Raw genomic sequence first — 17,456 nt, forward strand, 5'->3', positions numbered from 1 at the left:
ATACAGTAACATTTAAGTTCCGCAGCCAACCCGCTCCGACATGAACACTGTTTCCCGCGCCGACCGTCGCCTTCCGGTCACCGTGCTGTCCGGCTTCCTCGGGGCCGGCAAGACCACCCTGCTCAACCAGATCCTGCGCAACCGCGAGGGCCTGCGCGTGGCGGTCATCGTCAACGACATGAGCGAGGTCAACATCGATGCGCAGCTGGTGCGCGAGGGTGGCGCCGAACTGCGCCGCACCGAAGAGACGCTGGTGGAGTTCAGCAACGGCTGCATCTGCTGCACGCTGCGCGATGACCTGCTGCAGGAAGTGCGGCGCCTGGCCGATGCCGGCCGCTACGACTACCTGCTGATCGAATCAACCGGCATCGGCGAGCCGATGCCGGTGGCCGCCACCTTCGCGGTGCGCGACGAGCACGGCTTCAGCCTCAGCGACATCGCGCGGTTGGACACGATGGTGACGGTGGTCGATGGCAGCGCGTTCCTGGCTGACTTCGGCTCGACCCTGCGCCTGGCCGAGCGCGGCCAGCAGGCCGGGCCGGAGGATGACCGCGGCGTGGTCGACCTGTTGTGCGAGCAGGTGGAATTCGCCGACGTGATCGTGGTCAGCAAGGTCGACCAGGTGGACGACGAATTACTGCAGGACACCCTGGCGGTGCTGCGCGGGCTGAACCGCGATGCCAAGCTGCTTTTGTCCAGCTTCGGTGACGTGCCGCTGAGCGAACTGCTGGACACCGGTCGTTTCGACATGGAGCGTGCACAACGCGCGCCCGGCTGGGTGAAGGAGCTGCGCGGCGAACACACGCCGGAAACCGAGGAATACGGCATCGCCAGCTTCGTCTACCGTTCGCGGCGTCCGTTCCACCCCGCACGCTTCGCGCGCGCGCTGCAGTCGGGCATGCCGGGTGTGATCCGCAGCAAGGGCTGGTTCTGGCTGGCCAACCGCATGGACTGGGTGGGCGAGTTGAACACCGTGGGTGCGGCGACGCGCACGCAGGCGGCGGGTTTCTGGTACGCCGCGCGCGAGCGCGTGCGCGCCGGGCAGGAAGACACCACGCCGCTGCTGCCACCGACGCCGCTGCCCTACAGTGACCTCGGCTGGGCGCGGCAGCAGGCCGAGTGCTGGAGCGCGCCGCTGCCGGGCCTTGAGGAATTCCCGGACATGGCCGCGCATTCGGCGATGCAGCGCCTGTGGCACCCGCTGTGGGGTGACCGCCGCCAGGAGCTGGTGGTGATCGGGGTGCACATGGATGAGCGCGCGGTGCGAGCAGAACTGGACGCGTGCCTGCTGAACGACCAGGAACTGCGCGCCGGCCCGCTGCTGTGGCAGCAATTGCCGCAGGCGTTCCCGGTGTGGAAGCGGTGAGCGCGCATTGACGGTTGGTGATGTGCCGGCCAGCGGCCGGCACTACCCCGGATTGATACGCCATGCGTGGATGAGCGCATGGCGGAGTCGAGCAAGCTCGACTCTACACTGCGTCGCGCCAGTGCCAGCCGTCGGTGGTCACCTGCAGCACCTGCGTGGGCCGCAAGGCCTGCAGCAGGTGCCGGTCATGGCTGACCATCATCAGGGCACCGGGCCAGGCCACCAGCAGTTCTTCCAGCGCCTGCAACGCGCCCAGGTCCAGCGCGTTGCCGGGCTCGTCCAGCAGCAACAGCTGGGGTGCCGGATCGGCATACAGCACGCTGGCAAGGGCGCCTTTCACCCGTTCACCATCGCTGAGGCTGCTGGCCCGTCGCTGGATGCGCTGTGCGTCCAGCCCGAGCAGGGCCAGGCGCGTGCGCAGTTCAGCGGGATCGGCCGCCGGGTTGGTGGCCTGCACGGTATCGAGGATGCTGTGCTCGCCGGACAAGCCCAGCAGCTGCTGGTCGAGCAGGGCCAGCGGCGCATGCCGCTGCACGGTGCCCGCGCGTGCAGGCAGCTGGCCGGCCAGCACGCGCAGCAGCGTGGACTTGCCGCTGCCATTGTCACCCACCACCGCGATGCGCTGCCCGCGACGGATCTCCAGCTGTAACGGGGCACTGCAGCCATGCGGCAACACCAGCGATTGCGCCTGCAGCAGGCGCGCGCTGCCGCGTTCCCCTTCACCGGCAAACAGCGCCAGTTCCGGCGTGGCATGAACCGCAGCGGCCGCCGCGCGCAATTGATCGGCACTGGCCTGCAGTCGATCGGCCTGCACCTGCTGTGCGCGGCCGTGGCTGGCCTCGGCGCGCTGCTTCTGCCGGCCGAGCAGGATCGGTGCCTGGTTGGCCTGCTTCGCATCGCGGTTGCCACGCGCCTGCCGCTGTTGCTGGCGTTCGTGCTGTTCACGCGCGCTGCGTTGCTGCTGCCGGTGCTGCGCGCGCGCATGGTCGAACTGGGCGGCGGCGGCCTCGCGTTCGGCCGCACGTGCGTCGGCGTAGTGCCGCCACGGTCCGCCATAGCGGTGCAGCCCACGCGCATCGAGTTCGACGATCTGCTGCATCTGTTCCAGCAGCTCGCGGTCGTGGCTGATCGCCAGCAGGCCGCCACGCCACTGCTGCAATTGTTCGTACAGCTGTTGGCGATGGCGCGTATCGAGGTGGTTGCTGGGTTCGTCGAGGATCAGCCAGTCGGCACCGCTGGCCCACGCCCCGGACAGCGCGACCTGCATCGCCTGGCCACCACTGAGTCGCGCGGCGGGCTGGGCGGGGTCGAGGTCGTCGGGCAGGCCCACTGCCTGCCATTGCTGCTGCAGGCGTTCGCGCAGGTCCCAGCGGTCACCGACGCAGGTGAAGTCGGCCTCGTCCACGCTGCCGGCTTCGATGCGCGCGAGTGCGGCCAGTGCTTCACCGACACCGGCCAGTGCGCCAACGGTGCCGGAAGGTGGATAGCCGGGTGTCGGCAACAGGAACACGCGGCCACTGCGGCGCACCTGGCCGCTGTCGGGTGACAGGTGGCCGGCCAGCAGGCGGGCGAGCACGCTCTTGCCGGTGCCATTGGCACCGACCAGGCCGGTGGCGACCGGTTCAAAGGAAAACGACAGATCGGAAAACAGCGGGCGGCCGTCGGCCAATCGGTACGACACGCGATCGAGCGTGAGGGAATGCGGGGTCATGCGACCTCCATGGATGCCGGGTTCTCCCCTGCGCGCAGGGGCGGGAAGAGTCAGGCCGTCTGATGGGAAGACGGCGGCATCAATGGCGCATTGGTCGCGAGCCTCTGGGAGGAATGAGGGGACAGTATAGCGGGGGTGGCTGAATGGCCGGGATTGATCGCGGCTACGGCACGGTTTCCAGGCGTGCGCTGACGAAATCGATGAACACCCGCAGCTTCGGCAGCACGTGGCGGCCGGAGGGCCACAGCAGGTGGAAGATGCCGCAGGAATGCACGTGTTCGTCCAGCACGGTGACCAGCCGGCCGTCGGCCAGCGCATCGCGCACCGAGTGCACCGGTACGAACGCCACGCCCACGTGGCGCAGCGCCAGCGCCACGCGTGCTTCGATGGTGTTGGCCACCATGTGTACCGGCAGCTCCTGCGGGGTTTCATCCTCGGGCCAGTGGATCGGCCACAGCTCCAGCTTGCCGGTGCTGGGGAAGCGGTAGTGCAGCAGCGTGTGCTGCATCAACTCGGCCGGCGTGCGCGGAACACCGCGCTGCTGCAGGTAGCCGGGCGAGGCGACGATGCGGCGCGGAAACACGCCCAGGCGCCGCGCGTTCATGCGCGAGTCGCTGGGCTCGCCAACCCGCAGCACGGCATCGAAACCTTCCTCGATGACATCGACCAGCCGATCGCTGAAATCGAGATCGAGGCGGATGTCCGGATAGGCGGCCATGAACTCGGCCATCAGCGGCAGGGTCAGGTCACCGACCAGCGGCAGGCCGATGCGCAGCGTGCCGCGCGGCGTGGCGTGTGGTTGCGCCAGTTCGGTGCGCGCGGCATCGCGCTCGTCGAGGATGCGCCGGCAGCGCGCCAGGAACAGCTGGCCCTCGGCGGTGAGGGTGATGCTGCGCGTGCTGCGATGGAACAGTCGCACGCCCAGCGCGTGTTCCAGCCGGGCAACGCACTTGCCGGCGGCCGAGGCGGAGATGCCCTGCAGGCGCCCGGTCTCGACGAAGCTGCGGGTGTCGGCGGCGTGCACGAAGGTCTGCAGGTTGGCGAGGTTGTCCAGGACGGTCATGGGCGTGCGGGCGATGAAAGCGGCAGGGTAGAGGGGCGCGCTGGCGGCGGTCGGCGCCGCCCTCGCAACACTGTGGTGCGAGGCCGGGTTGTGGGCGGTTGTGGCCTTGCAGTTCCGGCCATGATGCCGATTGCGGACTGCACGGTCCATGATGCCCGGAGCGGAAACCGGCTTTTTGCGCGGCGACGGGCTGCCTAACGTGGCGGGCCTCTCCCCACGGATGACTGCGATGAATGCCGCTCTTTCCCTTGAACCCGTACCGACGCTGCCGTCGGTGCAGCGGTTGCTGCAGCAGGTGCATCCGCTGCGCCTGGTCGGCGCGATGGTGCTGGTGCGCCAGCACGGGGTGCTGCGCCACGCCAGCGCCAGCGGCCTGGCGGACCGCGAATCGGCCACGCCGATGCAGCGCGACCAGCTGTTCCGGCTGGCCTCGGTCAGCAAGCCGCTGCTGACCACGGTGATCATGCGCCTGGTGGCCGACGGCGTGCTGGACCTCGATGCCCCGGTGCAGCGTTGGCTGCCGGACTTCCGCCCGGCACTGGCCGATGGCAGTACGCCACCGATCAGCCTGCGCCAGCTGCTCAGCCACAGCAGCGGGCTGGGCTACCGTTTCCTGGAAGCCGATGCGGACGGCCCGTATGCGCGGGCCGGCGTCAGCGATGGCATGGATGCCAGCCCGGTGTCCCTGGCCGAGAACGTGCGCCGCATCGCGCAGGCGCCGCTGCTGTTCGCACCCGGCAGCCAGTGGCTGTACTCGCTGGGCGTGGATGTGGCCGGTGCGGCGGCCGAGGCCGCAACCGGTGAAACCCTGCAGGCGCTGTTCGCGCGCCTGCTGGCCGCACCGCTGGGCCTGCGCGATACCGGCTTCGCCACCGCCGATGCAGCGCGGCTGGCCACGCCCTATGTGAGCGACATGCCGCAGCCGCACCGCCTTCAGGAAGGCGAAGTGGTGGCGCCGTTCGAAGGCACGGTCGGCATCGAGTACAGCCTTGCGCGTGCCACCGATGCCAGCCGATTCGCCTCTGCCGGCGCCGGTCTGGTGGGCACCGCCGATGAGGTGATGGCGGTGCTGGAGGCGCTGCGCGATGTGCGGGCGTCGGGCCTGTTGCCGCCCGCACTGGCGGCGCAGATGGCGACCCCGCAGGTGGGCGAGCAGGGCCCGCCGGAACCGGCCGGCTGGGGCTTCGGCCTGGGCTTTGCGCTGCTGCGCGATGCCTCTGCCAGCGGCACGCCGCAGTGCGAAGGCACCTGGCGCTGGGGCGGCGCGTATGGCCACAGCTGGTTCGTCGACCCGGCGCGTGGGCTGAGCGTGGTGGCGCTGACCAACACCCTGTACGAGGGCATGGATGGCGCCTTTGTCGATGCGCTGCGCAATGCGGTCTATGCCGATCTGGAGGGCGCCCGATGAGCGGCCATTCGATCGATGCCGGCAGCCCTGCGGGCGAGGCGACGCGCCTGCCGTGGGCCGGTCTGCTGGCACTGGCCGGTGGTGGCTTCATCACCCTGCTGACCGAGACCCTGCCGGCCGGCGTACTGCGACCGATGGGCAACAGCCTGGGCGTGAGTGATGCGGCGGTGGGCCAGCTGGTGAGCGTGTATGCGCTGGGCTCGGTGATGGCTGCGCTGCCGATGACCGCGCTGACCCAGCGCCTGCCGCGGCGTCCGCTGCTGCTGGCGGCGATTGCCGGGTTCGTGGTGGTCAATACGCTGACCGCGTTGAGCAGCAGCTACGCGCTGATCCTGGCCGCGCGCTTCCTGGCGGGGGTCAGTGGCGGCCTGCTGTGGTCGCTGGTGGCCGGTTACGCCGCGCGCATGGTGGTGCCTTCGCTGCAGGGGCGGGCGATTGCCGTGGCGATGGTGGGTTCGCCGCTGGCGTTGTCGCTGGGGGTGCCGGCCGGCACGTTGTTGGGCCAGCAGATCGGCTGGCGCTGGGCGTTCGCGTTGATGAGCCTGCTGGGCGTGGGACTGCTGGCATACGCGCGCTGGGCGTTGCCCGCACTGCCAGCGGCGGCGACCGGCCAGCGCATGTCGCTGCGCACGGTCTGGCGCATGCCCGGCGTACGCAGTGCGCTGCTGGTGATGGTGCTGTACGTGCTGGCGCACAACGTGCTCTACACCTACATCGAACCGTTGGCGGTGGAGGCCGGTGCAGGGGGCTGGCTGGACCGCCTGCTGCTGGCGTTCGGCATCGCGGCGATTGCTGGCATCGGTATTGCCGGCTGGGGCGTGGACCGTCATCTGCGCGCGCTGGTCTGGGCGGCGGTGGTCGGCTTCCTCCTGCCGGTGCTGGCGCTGCTGCTGTGGCCCGGCCAGCCGACCCCGCTGCTGCTGGCGACGATCCTGTGGGGCGTGGCCTTCGGTTCAGTGGCGACCCTGTTCCAGACCGCGTTGGCACGCCGCGCGGGTGCCGCTGCGGATCTGGCGCAGTCGATGCTGGTGACCGGCTGGAACCTGGCCATTGCCGCCGGTGGCGTGGCAGGCGGTGTGCTGCTGCAGGCGCGCGGCGCCAGCCAGCTGGGATGGTTGCCGTTGCTGTTGCTGGTGGTGACGGCAGCGTGGTTGCTGGCGCGGCCGAAGGCGTGGGAATAGGCGGCGATCGGTGAGGGCACAGTGCCGGCCAGCGGCCGGCACTACCGGGGTCCACGCCATTCACGCATGACGTGGATCTACCGAGCGCAGCGACCCGCGTTTGCCTTTGATTTTTCTGTTGATTCCGTGGTGGGACGCCGCCGGAACCTGTCAGAGGCCGGGGCGGTCGGGTTCGCGGGGGTGTCCGCGGCATGGATGCCGCGGCCAAGCCCCCATGGATGGGTTTACGGCGTCCCCCGCGAACCCGACCGTCCCGGCCAACTCTGGGATAGCTGTACGCGACCCACCACGAGGGGCCTCGCCGTTCGCCGTCCTACTCCACGCCCTCACGCTCGATCGGCACGCTGCGCGGATTCTGCATGTGCTCGCGTGCCGCGCCGTAGCGCTGCTGGCGCTTGTTGTGGAACGCCACGAACTCGTCGCGCGGCAGCGGCCGCGAGAACAGCCAGCCCTGCCCGAACTCGACGTGGCGGCTGTGCAGGTAGGCCAGCTGTGCCTCGGTTTCCACGCCTTCGGCCACCACCCACAGGCCCAGCTCCTTGGCCATGTCGATGATGTGCGGCGTGACCGGGCTGGTCGCGCTCTCGGTGCCGATCGCATCGATGAACGACTTGTCGATCTTCAATGCATCCAGTGGCAGCTGCTCCAGGTACTGCAGGCTGGAGAAGCCCACGCCGAAATCATCGATGGCCACGCTGTGGCCGGCGCGGCGCGCCTGCGCCAGCATCGTGCGGGCGCGGTCCAGATCGAGGAAGCCGCGCTCGGTGGCCTCCATCCAGATCTGCTGCGGCAGGATGCCGCTGCCGGCCATGTGCTTGGAGATCATCTTCAACGCACGCCCACTGCTGATGTCCTCGGCGGCGAGGTTGATCGCGATGTGCGCGCTGCGGTCGGCCACCAGCAGCTCACGCATGTCGCGCACCACGTTCTCGATCACCAGGTCGGTGACGTCGGCGATCATGCCGGCCTCTTCGGCCAGCGGAATGAACAGGTCCGGCCGCACCTGGGTGCCGTCCGGGCGCTGCCAGCGAATCAACGCTTCGGCGCCGACGCAGATGCCGGTATCCAGCTCGATGATTGGCTGGTAATGCAGGTACAGCTCGCGGCGGCGGATGGCGGTGGCCAGCTCGCCGCGCAGCGACAGCCGGCGCCGGGAGAGCCAGATCACCAGGCCGGCACCCGCGGCCGCCAGCAGCAGGCCCAGCGGCACGAACAGCCAGGCCTGCTGGCGGAAGGTGGCGGCCAGCGCGGTGCGTGGCGTGGTGGCGATCGCCAGCCATTCCTCGTTGCGCGCGGTGGCATACAGCGTGTCCTGGTCCAGCCCCTCGCCGGGATTGCGCAGCAGGTTCTGCAGCAGGACCGGGTCCATGCCGTCCTGTTTGGCCAGCAGACGCCCATCCGGGCTGGCCAGCGCAAGGCGCACATTCGGATCGGCGATGACATCGACGAAGCGGCGCGGATCGACCAGTACGTCGTGGGAGCCGTACAGGATCGCCAGCACCTGGCGACGGCCGCTGGTTTCGGGACGCACGTCCACCGCGATGCCGGCGCCGTCGCTGGTGACATGGTCGGCCCTGGGCTGGTTCACGTCCGAGTGGAACGGCCCCCACGAGGTGCAGCGCAGCTTGCCCCCTTCGAAGTAGCCCATCTGGTCCGCCGACGGCGTGGTCATCACCAGCGTCTGCATGCGCCGGATGTGGTCCTCGTCGCAGCCGGAGGCGGTACCGGCTTCTGCCGACTTCAGCGCGGCCAGCGCCTCGTGGTAGGACAGGTCGGAGCGGCGCAGGGTGCGCAGCGCGATGTCGTGCAGCCGCTGCTGTTCGACCGTGACCGCGCGGTCCCAGGTGGCGTAGGCCATCACCGCGATCGGTAGGGCGGCGGCCAGCAGTGCCAGCGCGGTGCCGCCGATGATGACACGCAGCCGGCTCATGGCCGGAGCTCCAGCGGGAGGGGCAGGGCAGAGGGCATGGGCGGGCCGGTCCTTGGGCAGATGCGGCTATCTGAGCATGGCGCCGGGCCGGGCGGAATGGGCGTAATCCGGTATTTCGTCACATTGTGATGAAAGCGGCCAAGATTGACGGAATCAGCTCGTCCGGTGCTGGCGCTCCTGCCCGCAGAGGACTACCGTCGAACGCTTCGCCCGCCCCTTTCCGCGCCCATGACCGAGCCCGCAACGCCCCCCGAGCACCTGCGCCGCAGCCTGTCCAACCGTCACCTGCAGCTGATCGCCATCGGCGGTGCCATCGGCACCGGCCTGTTCATGGGATCGGGCAAGACCATCAGCCTGGCCGGCCCGTCCATCGTCTTCGTCTACCTGATCATCGGCGCGATGCTGTTCTTCGTGATGCGCGCGATGGGCGAGCTGCTGCTGTCCAACCTGCAGTACAAATCCTTCATCGATTTCTCCACCGACCTGCTCGGTCCCTGGGCCGGCTTCTTCTGCGGATGGACGTACTGGTTCTGCTGGATCGTGACTGCCATCGCCGATGTGATCGCGATCGCCGCCTATGCGCAGTTCTGGTTCCCCGGGCTGGATGCATGGATACCGGCACTGGCCTGCGTGCTGCTGTTGCTGGCACTGAACCTGGTGACGGTGAAACTGTTCGGCGAAATGGAATTCTGGTTCGCACTGATCAAGATCGTGGCGATCTGCGCGCTGATCATCACCGGCGCCGGCCTGGTCGCGTGGGGCTTCACCTCGCCCAGTGGCCACACCGCAGCGCTGTCGAACCTGTGGAATGACGGCGGCATGTTCCCGATGGGCCTGGTCGGCTTCTTTGCCGGTTTCCAGATCGCGGTATTCGCCTTCGTCGGCATCGAACTGGTGGGCACCACCGCCGCCGAAACCGCCGACCCCGAGCGCAACCTACCCAAGGCGATCAACTCGATTCCGGTGCGCATCATCATCTTCTACGTGCTGGCGCTGATCGCGATCATGGCGGTCACGCCGTGGCGCCAGGTGGTGCCGGACAAGAGCCCGTTCGTGCAGTTGTTCGTGCTGGCGAGCATTCCCGCTGCGGCCAGCCTGATCAACTTCGTGGTGCTGACCTCGGCCACGTCCTCTGCCAACAGCGGCATCTTCTCCACCAGCCGCATGCTGTACGGCCTGGCCGAAGAGGGCCACGCACCGCGCGGGCTGTCGCGGCTGTCGCGTGCGGCGGTGCCGGCGCGCGGCCTGCTGTTCTCGTGCCTGTGCCTGCTGGGCGGCACCCTGCTGATCTACCTGATTCCCAACCTGGTGACCGCCTTCACCCTGGTGACGACGCTGGCGACGGTGCTGTTCATCTTCGTCTGGTCGCTGATCCTGGTGGCCTACATGGTCTACCGCCGTCGCTATCCGGAGCGCCACGCCGCCTCGATCTTCAAGATGCCCGGCGGCGTCGCCATGTGCTGGGCCTGCCTGGTGTTCTTCGCCGGCGTGCTGGTGCTGCTGAGCCTGCAGGGCGACACCCGCCAGGCGCTGATCGCCAGCCCGGCATGGTTCGTGCTGCTGGGGGTGGGGTATTGGATGCGGCGGAGGACTGCGAAGTAATCCGGCGTTTCCGTTCCATTGATTGATCCAGAGATCTTTCTGGAGTGGGGTCAGAGCCCGTTGCTCAGCATCGGCCGTTGCCGTTGCTGTTGAGGTTGCCGGCCAGCGGCCGGCACTACCGCAGGTGCAGGGCGCAGCCCTGTCGACCCCCATTCACCCAACATTAGCGGGCGCGGCCGGATCATCCGGCCGCCATGATCTGTCGCCCGCTCCTGCTAGTGCTGTTGCTGCTGCCCGGCCTGTGGTCCGGGCTGGCCAGCGCGCGCACGGTCTACCGCTGCGTGCAGGGCAACACCGTCAGCCTGGCCACCGCACCGGAACCGGGCTCGCGCTGCACGCCGAAGGAGATCGACGACAACGCCATCCAGACCCCGAACCTGTGGGGCAACATGGGCGTGTTCAGCGGTGTGCTGTACGAGCGCGAGCAGGACGGTGCGCTGGTCTACTCGACCCGCAACCTGCCCGGCTCGCGGGTGTTCCTGAAATTCACCGTGGCCACGCCGCCGGGCGAGCCGGCCCATGAGGGCCTGGGCAAGGTCGGCACGCCGCAGCTGGCGCAGCACGCCAGGCAGTTCAAGGCCGCCGCCAAGGCCACCGGCGTCGACGATGCGTGGCTGCGTGCGATTGCCCATGCCGAAAGCAACTTCGATGCGCTGGCGGTGTCGACCAAGGGCGCACAGGGCGTGATGCAGCTGATGCCCGATACCGCGCAGGAATACGGCGTGCGTGATCCGTTCTCGCCGCAGCAGTCGATTGATGGTGGCGCCCGCTACATGCGCGCGCTGCTGCGCCGCTACAACGGCGACCGGCCGCTGGCGGCGGCCGCCTACAACGCCGGCATCGGGGCGGTCACCCGCTACAAAGGCGTCCCGCCGTATGCCGAAACCCTGGCCTATGTGGACAAGGTGATGGCGCTGTACGCGCGCTACCGCGAAGCGATGGGCATCCGTACCGAGGTACCGGCGCGCTAGGCGCTGCTCAGCGCGAGGTGCCGCTGCTGACCAGCGCGTAGCGCTCGATGCGGCCGACGCGTGCGACCTCGGCCTGCACGTCGGCACGCTGCTTGAGCGCACGCCATGCCGCATCGATGCGTACATCGCCCGGCAGCGACGGATAGGTGCGCATGTCCTGCAGGCTGGCCAGGGTCTCGCCGCGATCGACCGGCGAGCGCAGCTGTTCGATCAGCACCGCAGCCGCGCCGTCCAGGTCACCCTGCTCCAGCAGCATCTCGCGATGGAACAGGGGGGCATCGTCGCGCTGGGCGAGAATCACCTCCCGTGCAGCCTCCATTGCCCTGGCATCGCCCTGGCCGCGGGCGGCGGCGAACTGCACCAGCGCCTGTGCGGCCTTGCCATAGCCGGCCAGGCCCTGGATGCCCTGCACCGCCTGCGCCGCCTCCTGCGGGCGACCCAGCGAGATGAACAGGAAGCCGATGTTCAACTGGTGCTCGATGCTGTTGGGACCGAGTGCACCGATGCGCGTGGCCTGCTGCGCGGTCGCCAGTGCGTCGTCGAGCCGGCCCAGCCGCCGCAGTGCCGTGAGCCGGCTGTTGAGCAGCCACCCCACCCATTCGGCGTCGGTGGCCGAAGGCGACTCACCTGCGGCGGCCGCACGGGCCATGCCGTCGGTCAGCGCCAGCACTTCCTCGTTGCGGTCCAGCATCAGCAGCGTGCTGCTGAATTCGGCCATGCGCGCGTCCAGTGCGCGATCGAGCAGGCCCGACACACGCAGTTCGTCCAGATGCTTCTGCGCGGCCTGCACCGGATCAAAGTGTGGATCGCTGCGGTCGACATAGCGGTCGAAGCGCTTGTCGCTGCGCAGCCGGATGATCTCGGCGGGGCCCTTGATACGGGCCAGGGTGGCCGGGACGTCATCGCTACGGCCGTTCTCGGCCTGCAACGTGGCCAGTGCCAGCCACATGCCGGTCGGTTCCAGGCCGCCACTCTTCCAGCCGTTGTCGAACAGCGCCTGCAGCAGTTCCATGCGCTGTTGCGGCTGGTCGCGCAGGCGGTACTGCAGGTACCTGACCGTGTCATTCTGCAGCGGCAGCGGCGCGTCGGCATGCTTCAGCGCCCGCACCAGGTACTTCGTGGCCGGTGCGGGCTGGCTCTCGGACAGTTCGAGCGAGACCAGGGTCAGCAGGATCTGCGCGTCGTCCGGCAATGCGTCCACGGCGCGCTGCAGGTAGCGGCGCGCCTGGACCGGCTTCTTCTGCACCATCGCCGTCCAGCCGGCCACCTGCGAGGCACGGCCCTGGCGCTCGGCGTCGAAGTCATCCAGCAGCGGATCCTCCATCAGCTGTTCCATCGTGATCAGCGCACCCAGTGTGTTGCCACTGCGCGATTGCTCGATCGCGTCATCCCAGCGCTTGGCGTAGGCCATGTGCACGGCATCGCTGGTGACCGACGGCTTCTGTGGCGCAACTGTGATCGAGGCTGAAGCGGGGGTGCCTGCCAGTGCGGCCAGCAGGACGGCGGCGAGGAGGAGGGTGCGGGGCATGGAGGATCTCCATCCGTGGGGACAACATTGAAACCGCTGCCGCCAGCGAGAACAAGCGCGATGCATGGAACTCTGGCGTCCGACGGTACGATTGGCCGTGGCGGATCGCCTGTGCAGCGTCTATTGTCGTTGCCTCTTCAGGCAACAGGCAGGCAGCGCAGCGCGATGGCACGGTGGCAATGGATGGCAGCAGGCGTGGCAGTGGCAACCGCAGTGGCATTGGCTGCAACCTGGTGGGAGACGCCGTTGCACACGCTGGCTGAACCGGCAGGCCCGGCGCCCACGCCGTTGGCCTGGACCGCACAGATCGAGCCGTTGGCCGGCGACGGCCATCCGGGTGATCGTGACGGTGCCTCGGCACAGGCCCGCTTTGCCGATCCCTATGCGTTGCTGCGCAGCGCCGATGGCAGCGTGTATTTCACCGATGCCGGCGACAACAACCGCATCCGCCGCCGCCTGCCCGATGGCCGTGTCGAAACCGTGGCCGGGCAGGGTGAAGGGCGCATCGATGGCCCGGCGTTGCAGGCCAGCTTCAACACCCCATCCGGCATTGCCGCCGATGCGCAGGGCAACCTGTATGTGGCCGACACCGGCAACCATGCGATCCGCCGCATTGGCATTGACGGCCAGGTGACCACGCTGGCCGGGGGCGCGCAGGGCCATGCCGATGGACCGGTCGCGCAGGCGCGCTTCGATGCCCCGATGGGCATCGCGGTGGATGCGCAGGGCCAGGTCTACGTGGCCGATACGTTCAACGATCGCATCCGGGTGATCGGCACCGATGGCAGCGTGCGTACGCTGGCCGGCGGTGGGCGTCCGGGGTTGGCCGACGGCGTGGGCGATGCGGCGCGCTTCGATACGCCAGTGGCACTGGCCTTCGACGCGCAGGGCGCGCTGCTGGTGGCCGACCTGTTCAACAATGCGGTGCGCCGCGTCGGCCCCGATGGCACGGTCAGCACGGTGGTGGCTGCCGGTGGCGTGATCAACGGCCCGCTGTCGTTGGCCACCACCCACGACGGCGTGCTGTACGTGGGGGATATGGATGGCCGGATCGTGCAGGTGACACCGCAGGGCCATCAGATCGCGCTGGTGGGCAACGGCCGCCTGCCGCGCCTGGCCCGCCCCAGCGGGTTGGCGATGGATGCCGATGGCAGTGTGCTGGTGGCCGACGCCGCCAGCTACCGCCTGCACCGGCTGCGTCCGCTGCCGGTGGGGGACCTGCCGGCGCCGGCGCTGGTCGGCCCCGCCGCCGATGCCGCGCTGCCGGACACCGGCGGGCGCTGGCCGCTGGCACCGCAGGACGGTTGGCACGAAGTGGTCGGCACGCTGGGCGAGGTGCGCGGCAACTTCAAAGGCGAGAGCCGCCACCACCTGCACGGCGGCTTCGATGTGCGCGGCGATGTCGGGCAGACCGTGCTGGCGATCGCCGAGGGCAAGGTCAGCAGCCCGATGGCCGCCTGGAGCCTGGGCGAGCAGGCCGAAGGCCTGTCGGTGGATCGCCTCAAGTACATCCACATGCGGGTCGGCCGCACGCCTCGCGATGCACCGTTCGACGCGCGCTGGCAGGCGCTGTACGACGAGCAGGGCACGCTGCAGCGGATGCGCGTGCGACGTGGCATGCGCATCCACGTGGGTGATCGCCTGGGCAGCATCAACAACCAGGCGCACGTGCACCTGGCGGTGGGTAACGGTGGCTTCGAGACCAACGCGGTGGCGCTGGGCTTCCGCAACTACGCCGATCACTTCGCACCGCGCATCACCGGTGTGGCCCTGCTGGACGACAACGACCAGCCGATGGCCGCAGGTGGCGATGGCGTGGTGATGGTGGCGCGCCAGGGTCGCGGCGTGCAGATCGTGGTCGAGGCCTGGGACCAGGTTGACAACAACCTGCCGCGCCGCCGCCTGGGCATGTACCAGGTGGGCTACCAGATCCTCGATGGCGCTGGACAGCCGCTGCAGGGTTACGAGCAGCCGCGCTGGAACATCGTGTTCAACCGCATGCCGCCGCAGAAGGAAGCGGTGCGCGTGGCCTATGCACCGGACAGTGGCATTACCGTGCACGGCAGCGCGGTGACCCGGTTCCGTTACCTGGCCACCAACACCGTGCGTGACGGCCTGATGGAAACCGGTCGCTGGCAGCCGGCGGCGCTGCCGCCGGGCGAGTACATCGTGCGTGCCAGCGTGCGCGACTACAGCGGCAACGAAGGCATCGGCCCGCGCGAGATCAGGGTACGGCTGCTGCCATAGCGGCGGCGGGGGCGCCGCAGCGTTCGCGCTCGGCGTCCATGTCTTCGAGTGGACGCACCTCGATGCTGCCGAAGCGTGCCCACGGGAAGTCGCGGGCGATGCGCATGGCTTCATCGCGGTCGCGCGCCACGATCAGGTTGAAGCCGGCCAGCAGTTCACGGGTTTCGGCAAACGGGCCATCCAGCACGCGGCTGTGCCCATCGCGCACGCGCAGGGTCTGCGCGGTATCGACCGGCTGCAGCTTCTGCGCGACCAGCAGCGTGCCTTCGGCCTGCAGTTTGTCGGCGTGGGCGAGGCAGTCGCGCATCAGCGCGTTGAATTCTTCGGTGGGCAGCGCCTGCAGCAGGGCAGGCTCGATGTAGATCAGAAGCAGGTACTGCTGCATGGCACGGTCCTGGCGCGGGCGGGGTGCCCATGATGGCGCAGGATTGCGCGTGGGCATGTTGCAGCGCGGGAGGCGCGCCTTCGGCGGGGATCGGCGAACGGCGAGGCCCCTCCGTGGTGGATCTACAGCGTGATTCTTGGGCTTGGCCGGGTGGGTAGGCGGGCCGGGGGACGCCGTGAACCCGTCCATGGGGGCTTGGCCGCGGCATCCATGCCGCGGACACCCCCGCCCCGCCTACCCACCCGTCCCTGGACAGGTTCCTGCGGCGTCCACCACGGAAAATCACAAGCAAGAGCAGAAGCGGGTCGCTTCGCTCGCAAAGCGGTGGCCGCCAGCCAATCGCTGTTGCTGTTGCTGTTGCTGTTGCCTTTTCCTTTGATCTTCCCGTGGTGGTTCGGTCACCGGAATCTGTCTGGGGCCGGGCGGGTGGGGTTGGCGGGGTATCCGCGCCATGGATGGCGCGGCTAAGCCCCCAGGGACGGGTTTACGGCGTCCCCGCCAACCCCACCCGCCCGGCCCACCCCCAGGAAACCAGCTTTCAGCGACCCACCCACCCCACCACGGAGGGGCTCCGCCGTTCGCCGGCTCCCGCCGAAGGCGCGCTTTCCACGCAGAAAAAAAATTTCCAGAAACGTGTCGATTCCCATCGCCCTGGTTCGTTGTACCCAGTGAAGGGCACGCACCACGCGTTCCCACGGGAGACCGCAATGAAAGTGATGGTGATCGTGAAGGCCAACGCCGACTCCGAAGCCGGCCGCATGCCCAGCCAGCAGGAGCTGTCCGAAATGGGCGCCTTCAACGAACAACTGGTGGCCGCCGGCATCATGCTGGCCGGTGAAGGCCTGCACGCTACCCAGCGTGGTCGTCGCATTCACTTCGGTGGCACGGCACCCACGGTCGAGGCCGGTCCATTCGGTCCCGCCAGCGAACAGATCGCCGGGTTCTGGCTGTGGGACGTGCGCTCGCTGGACGAGGCCGTCGAGTGGGCCAGCCGTGCGCCGTTCGGCAGCGGCGGCACGCTGGAACTGCGCCCCCTGATCTCCGCCGAAGACTTCGGTGAAGCCTTCACCCCCGACTTACAGCAGCAGGAACAGCGTCTGCGTGCACAGCTGGAAGGCTGACCCGACTCACTCCACGCCGGGCGCGGCCTGGCAACACCCTGTATCAATCAACGGAGCAATGCCATGAAACTGATTCCCTTCCTCGGCTTCAGCGGCCAGGCCCACGATGCAATGGCGTTCTATGCCAAGGCACTCGGTGGCCAGGTCACTTCGGAGATGAAGTACCGCGACATGCCGCCATCCGATGGCTCGCCGGGTTGCAACGAGATGCCGCCGGAAACCCTGGACCACGTCGCGCACAGCCAGCTGGAGATCGGCAGCGCCATCGTGATGGCGGCCGACGGCCCCGGCGGTGGCGAGGGTGGCTCGACCACCATCAATGTCGACGTCGACAGCATCGAAGAAGCCGAGCGCGTGTTCGCCGCGCTGGCCGAAGGTGGCCAGGTGCAGATGCCGATTGCCGAAACATTCTGGGCGCATCGCTGGGGCATGCTGATCGACCGCTACGGCAAGCCGTGGATGGTCAACTGCATGAAGCAGCCCTGATCCGTCTCACTTTCATCCACAAGGAGCTTTACCGATGAGTGCACCGCAACCACAGATGATCTTCGTCAACCTGCCCGTGCAGGACCTGCAGGCGTCCAAGGCCTTCTTCGCCGCGTTGGGCTACAGCTTCAACCCGACCTTCACCAATGACGATGCGGCCTGCATGGTGATCAGCGAGAGCATCTTCGTGATGCTGCTGACGCAGCCGTTCTTCAAGCAGTTCACCAACAAGGCGATTGCCGATGCGCACAGTCACACCGAGGTGATCACCTGCCTGTCGGCCGACAGCCGCACGGCGGTGGACGCGATGGTGGACAAGGCACTCGCGGCCGGCGCCAGTGAACCGCAGCCGGCACGTGACTATGGCTTCATGTACCAGCGCGGTTTCCAGGACCTGGATGGCCATCTCTGGGAAATCGCGCACATGGACGGCGAGCCGGGCTGACGGCCGCCGCAG

At 68.6% G+C, this 17,456-nt stretch carries 14 protein-coding genes; 9 read left to right on the forward strand and 5 right to left on the reverse strand.

Annotated elements, in window-relative coordinates; all coding sequences use genetic code 11:
• The first annotated feature begins 40 nt into the window (after nucleotides 1-40).
• Complete coding sequence (locus N5C18_RS08315; RefSeq protein WP_279944254.1) at nucleotides 41-1,366, forward strand: GTP-binding protein; 1,326 nt, start codon at nucleotides 41-43, stop codon at nucleotides 1,364-1,366.
• A gap of 103 nt (nucleotides 1,367-1,469) precedes the next feature.
• On the opposite strand, the gene N5C18_RS08320 is transcribed toward N5C18_RS08315, so the two are convergent.
• Together N5C18_RS08320 and N5C18_RS08325 are read right to left on the reverse strand one after the other, a co-directional pair.
• The gene (locus N5C18_RS08320; protein WP_279944257.1) at nucleotides 1,470-3,077 is read right to left on the reverse strand and encodes an ATP-binding cassette domain-containing protein; all 1,608 of its coding nucleotides are present in this window, start codon (nucleotides 3,075-3,077) and stop codon (nucleotides 1,470-1,472) included.
• 163 nt (nucleotides 3,078-3,240) lie between these two features.
• The gene (locus tag N5C18_RS08325) at nucleotides 3,241-4,140 is read right to left on the reverse strand and encodes a LysR family transcriptional regulator (RefSeq protein WP_279944259.1); all 900 of its coding nucleotides are present in this window, start codon (nucleotides 4,138-4,140) and stop codon (nucleotides 3,241-3,243) included.
• Nucleotides 4,141-4,369: 229 nt separating this feature from the next.
• Here N5C18_RS08325 and N5C18_RS08330 point away from each other — a divergent pair, with 229 nt between their 5' ends.
• Both N5C18_RS08330 and N5C18_RS08335 read left to right on the forward strand, forming a co-directional pair.
• Nucleotides 4,370-5,548 carry a serine hydrolase gene (locus tag N5C18_RS08330; RefSeq protein WP_279944261.1) on the forward strand — a complete coding sequence of 393 codons (1,179 nt, stop codon included), beginning with the start codon at nucleotides 4,370-4,372 and terminating at the stop codon, nucleotides 5,546-5,548.
• Nucleotides 5,545-6,729 (forward strand): MFS transporter, encoded by a 1,185-nt coding sequence (locus N5C18_RS08335; protein ID WP_279944263.1) that lies wholly within the window; start codon nucleotides 5,545-5,547, stop codon nucleotides 6,727-6,729. The genes N5C18_RS08330 and N5C18_RS08335 overlap by 4 nt, the downstream gene beginning before the upstream one ends.
• A 313-nt stretch (nucleotides 6,730-7,042) precedes the next feature.
• Here the strand turns inward: N5C18_RS08335 and N5C18_RS08340 are convergent, their stop codons facing one another.
• Nucleotides 7,043-8,659 (reverse strand): EAL domain-containing protein, encoded by a 1,617-nt coding sequence (locus tag N5C18_RS08340; RefSeq protein ID WP_164242713.1) that lies wholly within the window; start codon nucleotides 8,657-8,659, stop codon nucleotides 7,043-7,045.
• Between the two features lie 228 nt (nucleotides 8,660-8,887).
• Between N5C18_RS08340 and cycA the strand changes: the two genes are divergently transcribed.
• Nucleotides 8,888-10,261, forward strand: a complete 1,374-nt coding sequence (cycA, locus tag N5C18_RS08345) for a D-serine/D-alanine/glycine transporter (RefSeq protein WP_279944267.1) — start codon at nucleotides 8,888-8,890, stop codon at nucleotides 10,259-10,261.
• A gap of 194 nt (nucleotides 10,262-10,455) precedes the next feature.
• On the forward strand, nucleotides 10,456-11,232 hold the full coding sequence (locus N5C18_RS08350) for a lytic transglycosylase domain-containing protein (protein WP_279944270.1): 777 nt from the start codon (nucleotides 10,456-10,458) through the stop codon (nucleotides 11,230-11,232).
• 7 nt (nucleotides 11,233-11,239) lie between these two features.
• Here the strand turns inward: N5C18_RS08350 and N5C18_RS08355 are convergent, their stop codons facing one another.
• Nucleotides 11,240-12,760 carry a hypothetical protein gene (locus N5C18_RS08355; protein WP_279944274.1) on the reverse strand — a complete coding sequence of 507 codons (1,521 nt, stop codon included), beginning with the start codon at nucleotides 12,758-12,760 and terminating at the stop codon, nucleotides 11,240-11,242.
• 165 nt (nucleotides 12,761-12,925) lie between these two features.
• On the opposite strand from N5C18_RS08355, the gene N5C18_RS08360 reads away from it, so the two are divergent.
• Nucleotides 12,926-15,007 carry a gluconolaconase gene (locus N5C18_RS08360; protein WP_279944276.1) on the forward strand — a complete coding sequence of 694 codons (2,082 nt, stop codon included), beginning with the start codon at nucleotides 12,926-12,928 and terminating at the stop codon, nucleotides 15,005-15,007.
• Here the strand turns inward: N5C18_RS08360 and N5C18_RS08365 are convergent.
• Nucleotides 14,985-15,392 (reverse strand): YciI family protein, encoded by a 408-nt coding sequence (locus N5C18_RS08365; protein ID WP_049428387.1) that lies wholly within the window; start codon nucleotides 15,390-15,392, stop codon nucleotides 14,985-14,987. The genes N5C18_RS08360 and N5C18_RS08365 overlap by 23 nt on opposite strands.
• Before the next feature lie 707 nt (nucleotides 15,393-16,099).
• Between N5C18_RS08365 and N5C18_RS08370 the strand changes: the two genes are divergently transcribed.
• The 3 genes from N5C18_RS08370 to N5C18_RS08380 all read left to right on the forward strand — a co-directional run bounded on the left by N5C18_RS08370 (nucleotide 16,100) and on the right by N5C18_RS08380 (nucleotide 17,444).
• Nucleotides 16,100-16,513, forward strand: coding sequence for a YciI family protein (locus tag N5C18_RS08370; protein ID WP_053511527.1), 414 nt, complete (start codon nucleotides 16,100-16,102; stop codon nucleotides 16,511-16,513).
• 63 nt (nucleotides 16,514-16,576) lie between these two features.
• The gene (locus tag N5C18_RS08375; protein ID WP_043403337.1) at nucleotides 16,577-16,999 is read left to right on the forward strand and encodes a VOC family protein; all 423 of its coding nucleotides are present in this window, start codon (nucleotides 16,577-16,579) and stop codon (nucleotides 16,997-16,999) included.
• 34 nt (nucleotides 17,000-17,033) lie between these two features.
• On the forward strand, nucleotides 17,034-17,444 hold the full coding sequence (locus N5C18_RS08380) for a VOC family protein (protein ID WP_180880827.1): 411 nt from the start codon (nucleotides 17,034-17,036) through the stop codon (nucleotides 17,442-17,444).
• Nucleotides 17,445-17,456 lie beyond the last annotated feature (12 nt).

It is taken from the genome of Stenotrophomonas sp. GD03930, from assembly GCF_029839665.1.
Taxonomy (GTDB): domain Bacteria; phylum Pseudomonadota; class Gammaproteobacteria; order Xanthomonadales; family Xanthomonadaceae; genus Stenotrophomonas; species Stenotrophomonas forensis.

Excerpts from the sequence above, each read along its gene's own strand:
- N5C18_RS08315 (WP_279944254.1), top strand. The coding sequence starts at position 41 with ATGAACACTGTTTCCCGCGCCGACCGTCGCCTTCCGGTCACCGTGCTG.
- N5C18_RS08320 (WP_279944257.1), bottom strand. The coding sequence starts at position 3,077 with ATGACCCCGCATTCCCTCACGCTCGATCGCGTGTCGTACCGATTGGCC.
- N5C18_RS08325 (WP_279944259.1), bottom strand. The coding sequence starts at position 4,140 with ATGACCGTCCTGGACAACCTCGCCAACCTGCAGACCTTCGTGCACGCC.
- N5C18_RS08330 (WP_279944261.1), top strand. The coding sequence starts at position 4,370 with ATGAATGCCGCTCTTTCCCTTGAACCCGTACCGACGCTGCCGTCGGTG.
- N5C18_RS08335 (WP_279944263.1), top strand. The coding sequence starts at position 5,545 with ATGAGCGGCCATTCGATCGATGCCGGCAGCCCTGCGGGCGAGGCGACG.
- N5C18_RS08340 (WP_164242713.1), bottom strand. The coding sequence starts at position 8,659 with ATGAGCCGGCTGCGTGTCATCATCGGCGGCACCGCGCTGGCACTGCTG.
- cycA (WP_279944267.1), top strand. The coding sequence starts at position 8,888 with ATGACCGAGCCCGCAACGCCCCCCGAGCACCTGCGCCGCAGCCTGTCC.
- N5C18_RS08350 (WP_279944270.1), top strand. The coding sequence starts at position 10,456 with ATGATCTGTCGCCCGCTCCTGCTAGTGCTGTTGCTGCTGCCCGGCCTG.
- N5C18_RS08355 (WP_279944274.1), bottom strand. The coding sequence starts at position 12,760 with ATGCCCCGCACCCTCCTCCTCGCCGCCGTCCTGCTGGCCGCACTGGCA.
- N5C18_RS08360 (WP_279944276.1), top strand. The coding sequence starts at position 12,926 with ATGGCACGGTGGCAATGGATGGCAGCAGGCGTGGCAGTGGCAACCGCA.
- N5C18_RS08365 (WP_049428387.1), bottom strand. The coding sequence starts at position 15,392 with ATGCAGCAGTACCTGCTTCTGATCTACATCGAGCCTGCCCTGCTGCAG.
- N5C18_RS08370 (WP_053511527.1), top strand. The coding sequence starts at position 16,100 with ATGAAAGTGATGGTGATCGTGAAGGCCAACGCCGACTCCGAAGCCGGC.
- N5C18_RS08375 (WP_043403337.1), top strand. The coding sequence starts at position 16,577 with ATGAAACTGATTCCCTTCCTCGGCTTCAGCGGCCAGGCCCACGATGCA.
- N5C18_RS08380 (WP_180880827.1), top strand. The coding sequence starts at position 17,034 with ATGAGTGCACCGCAACCACAGATGATCTTCGTCAACCTGCCCGTGCAG.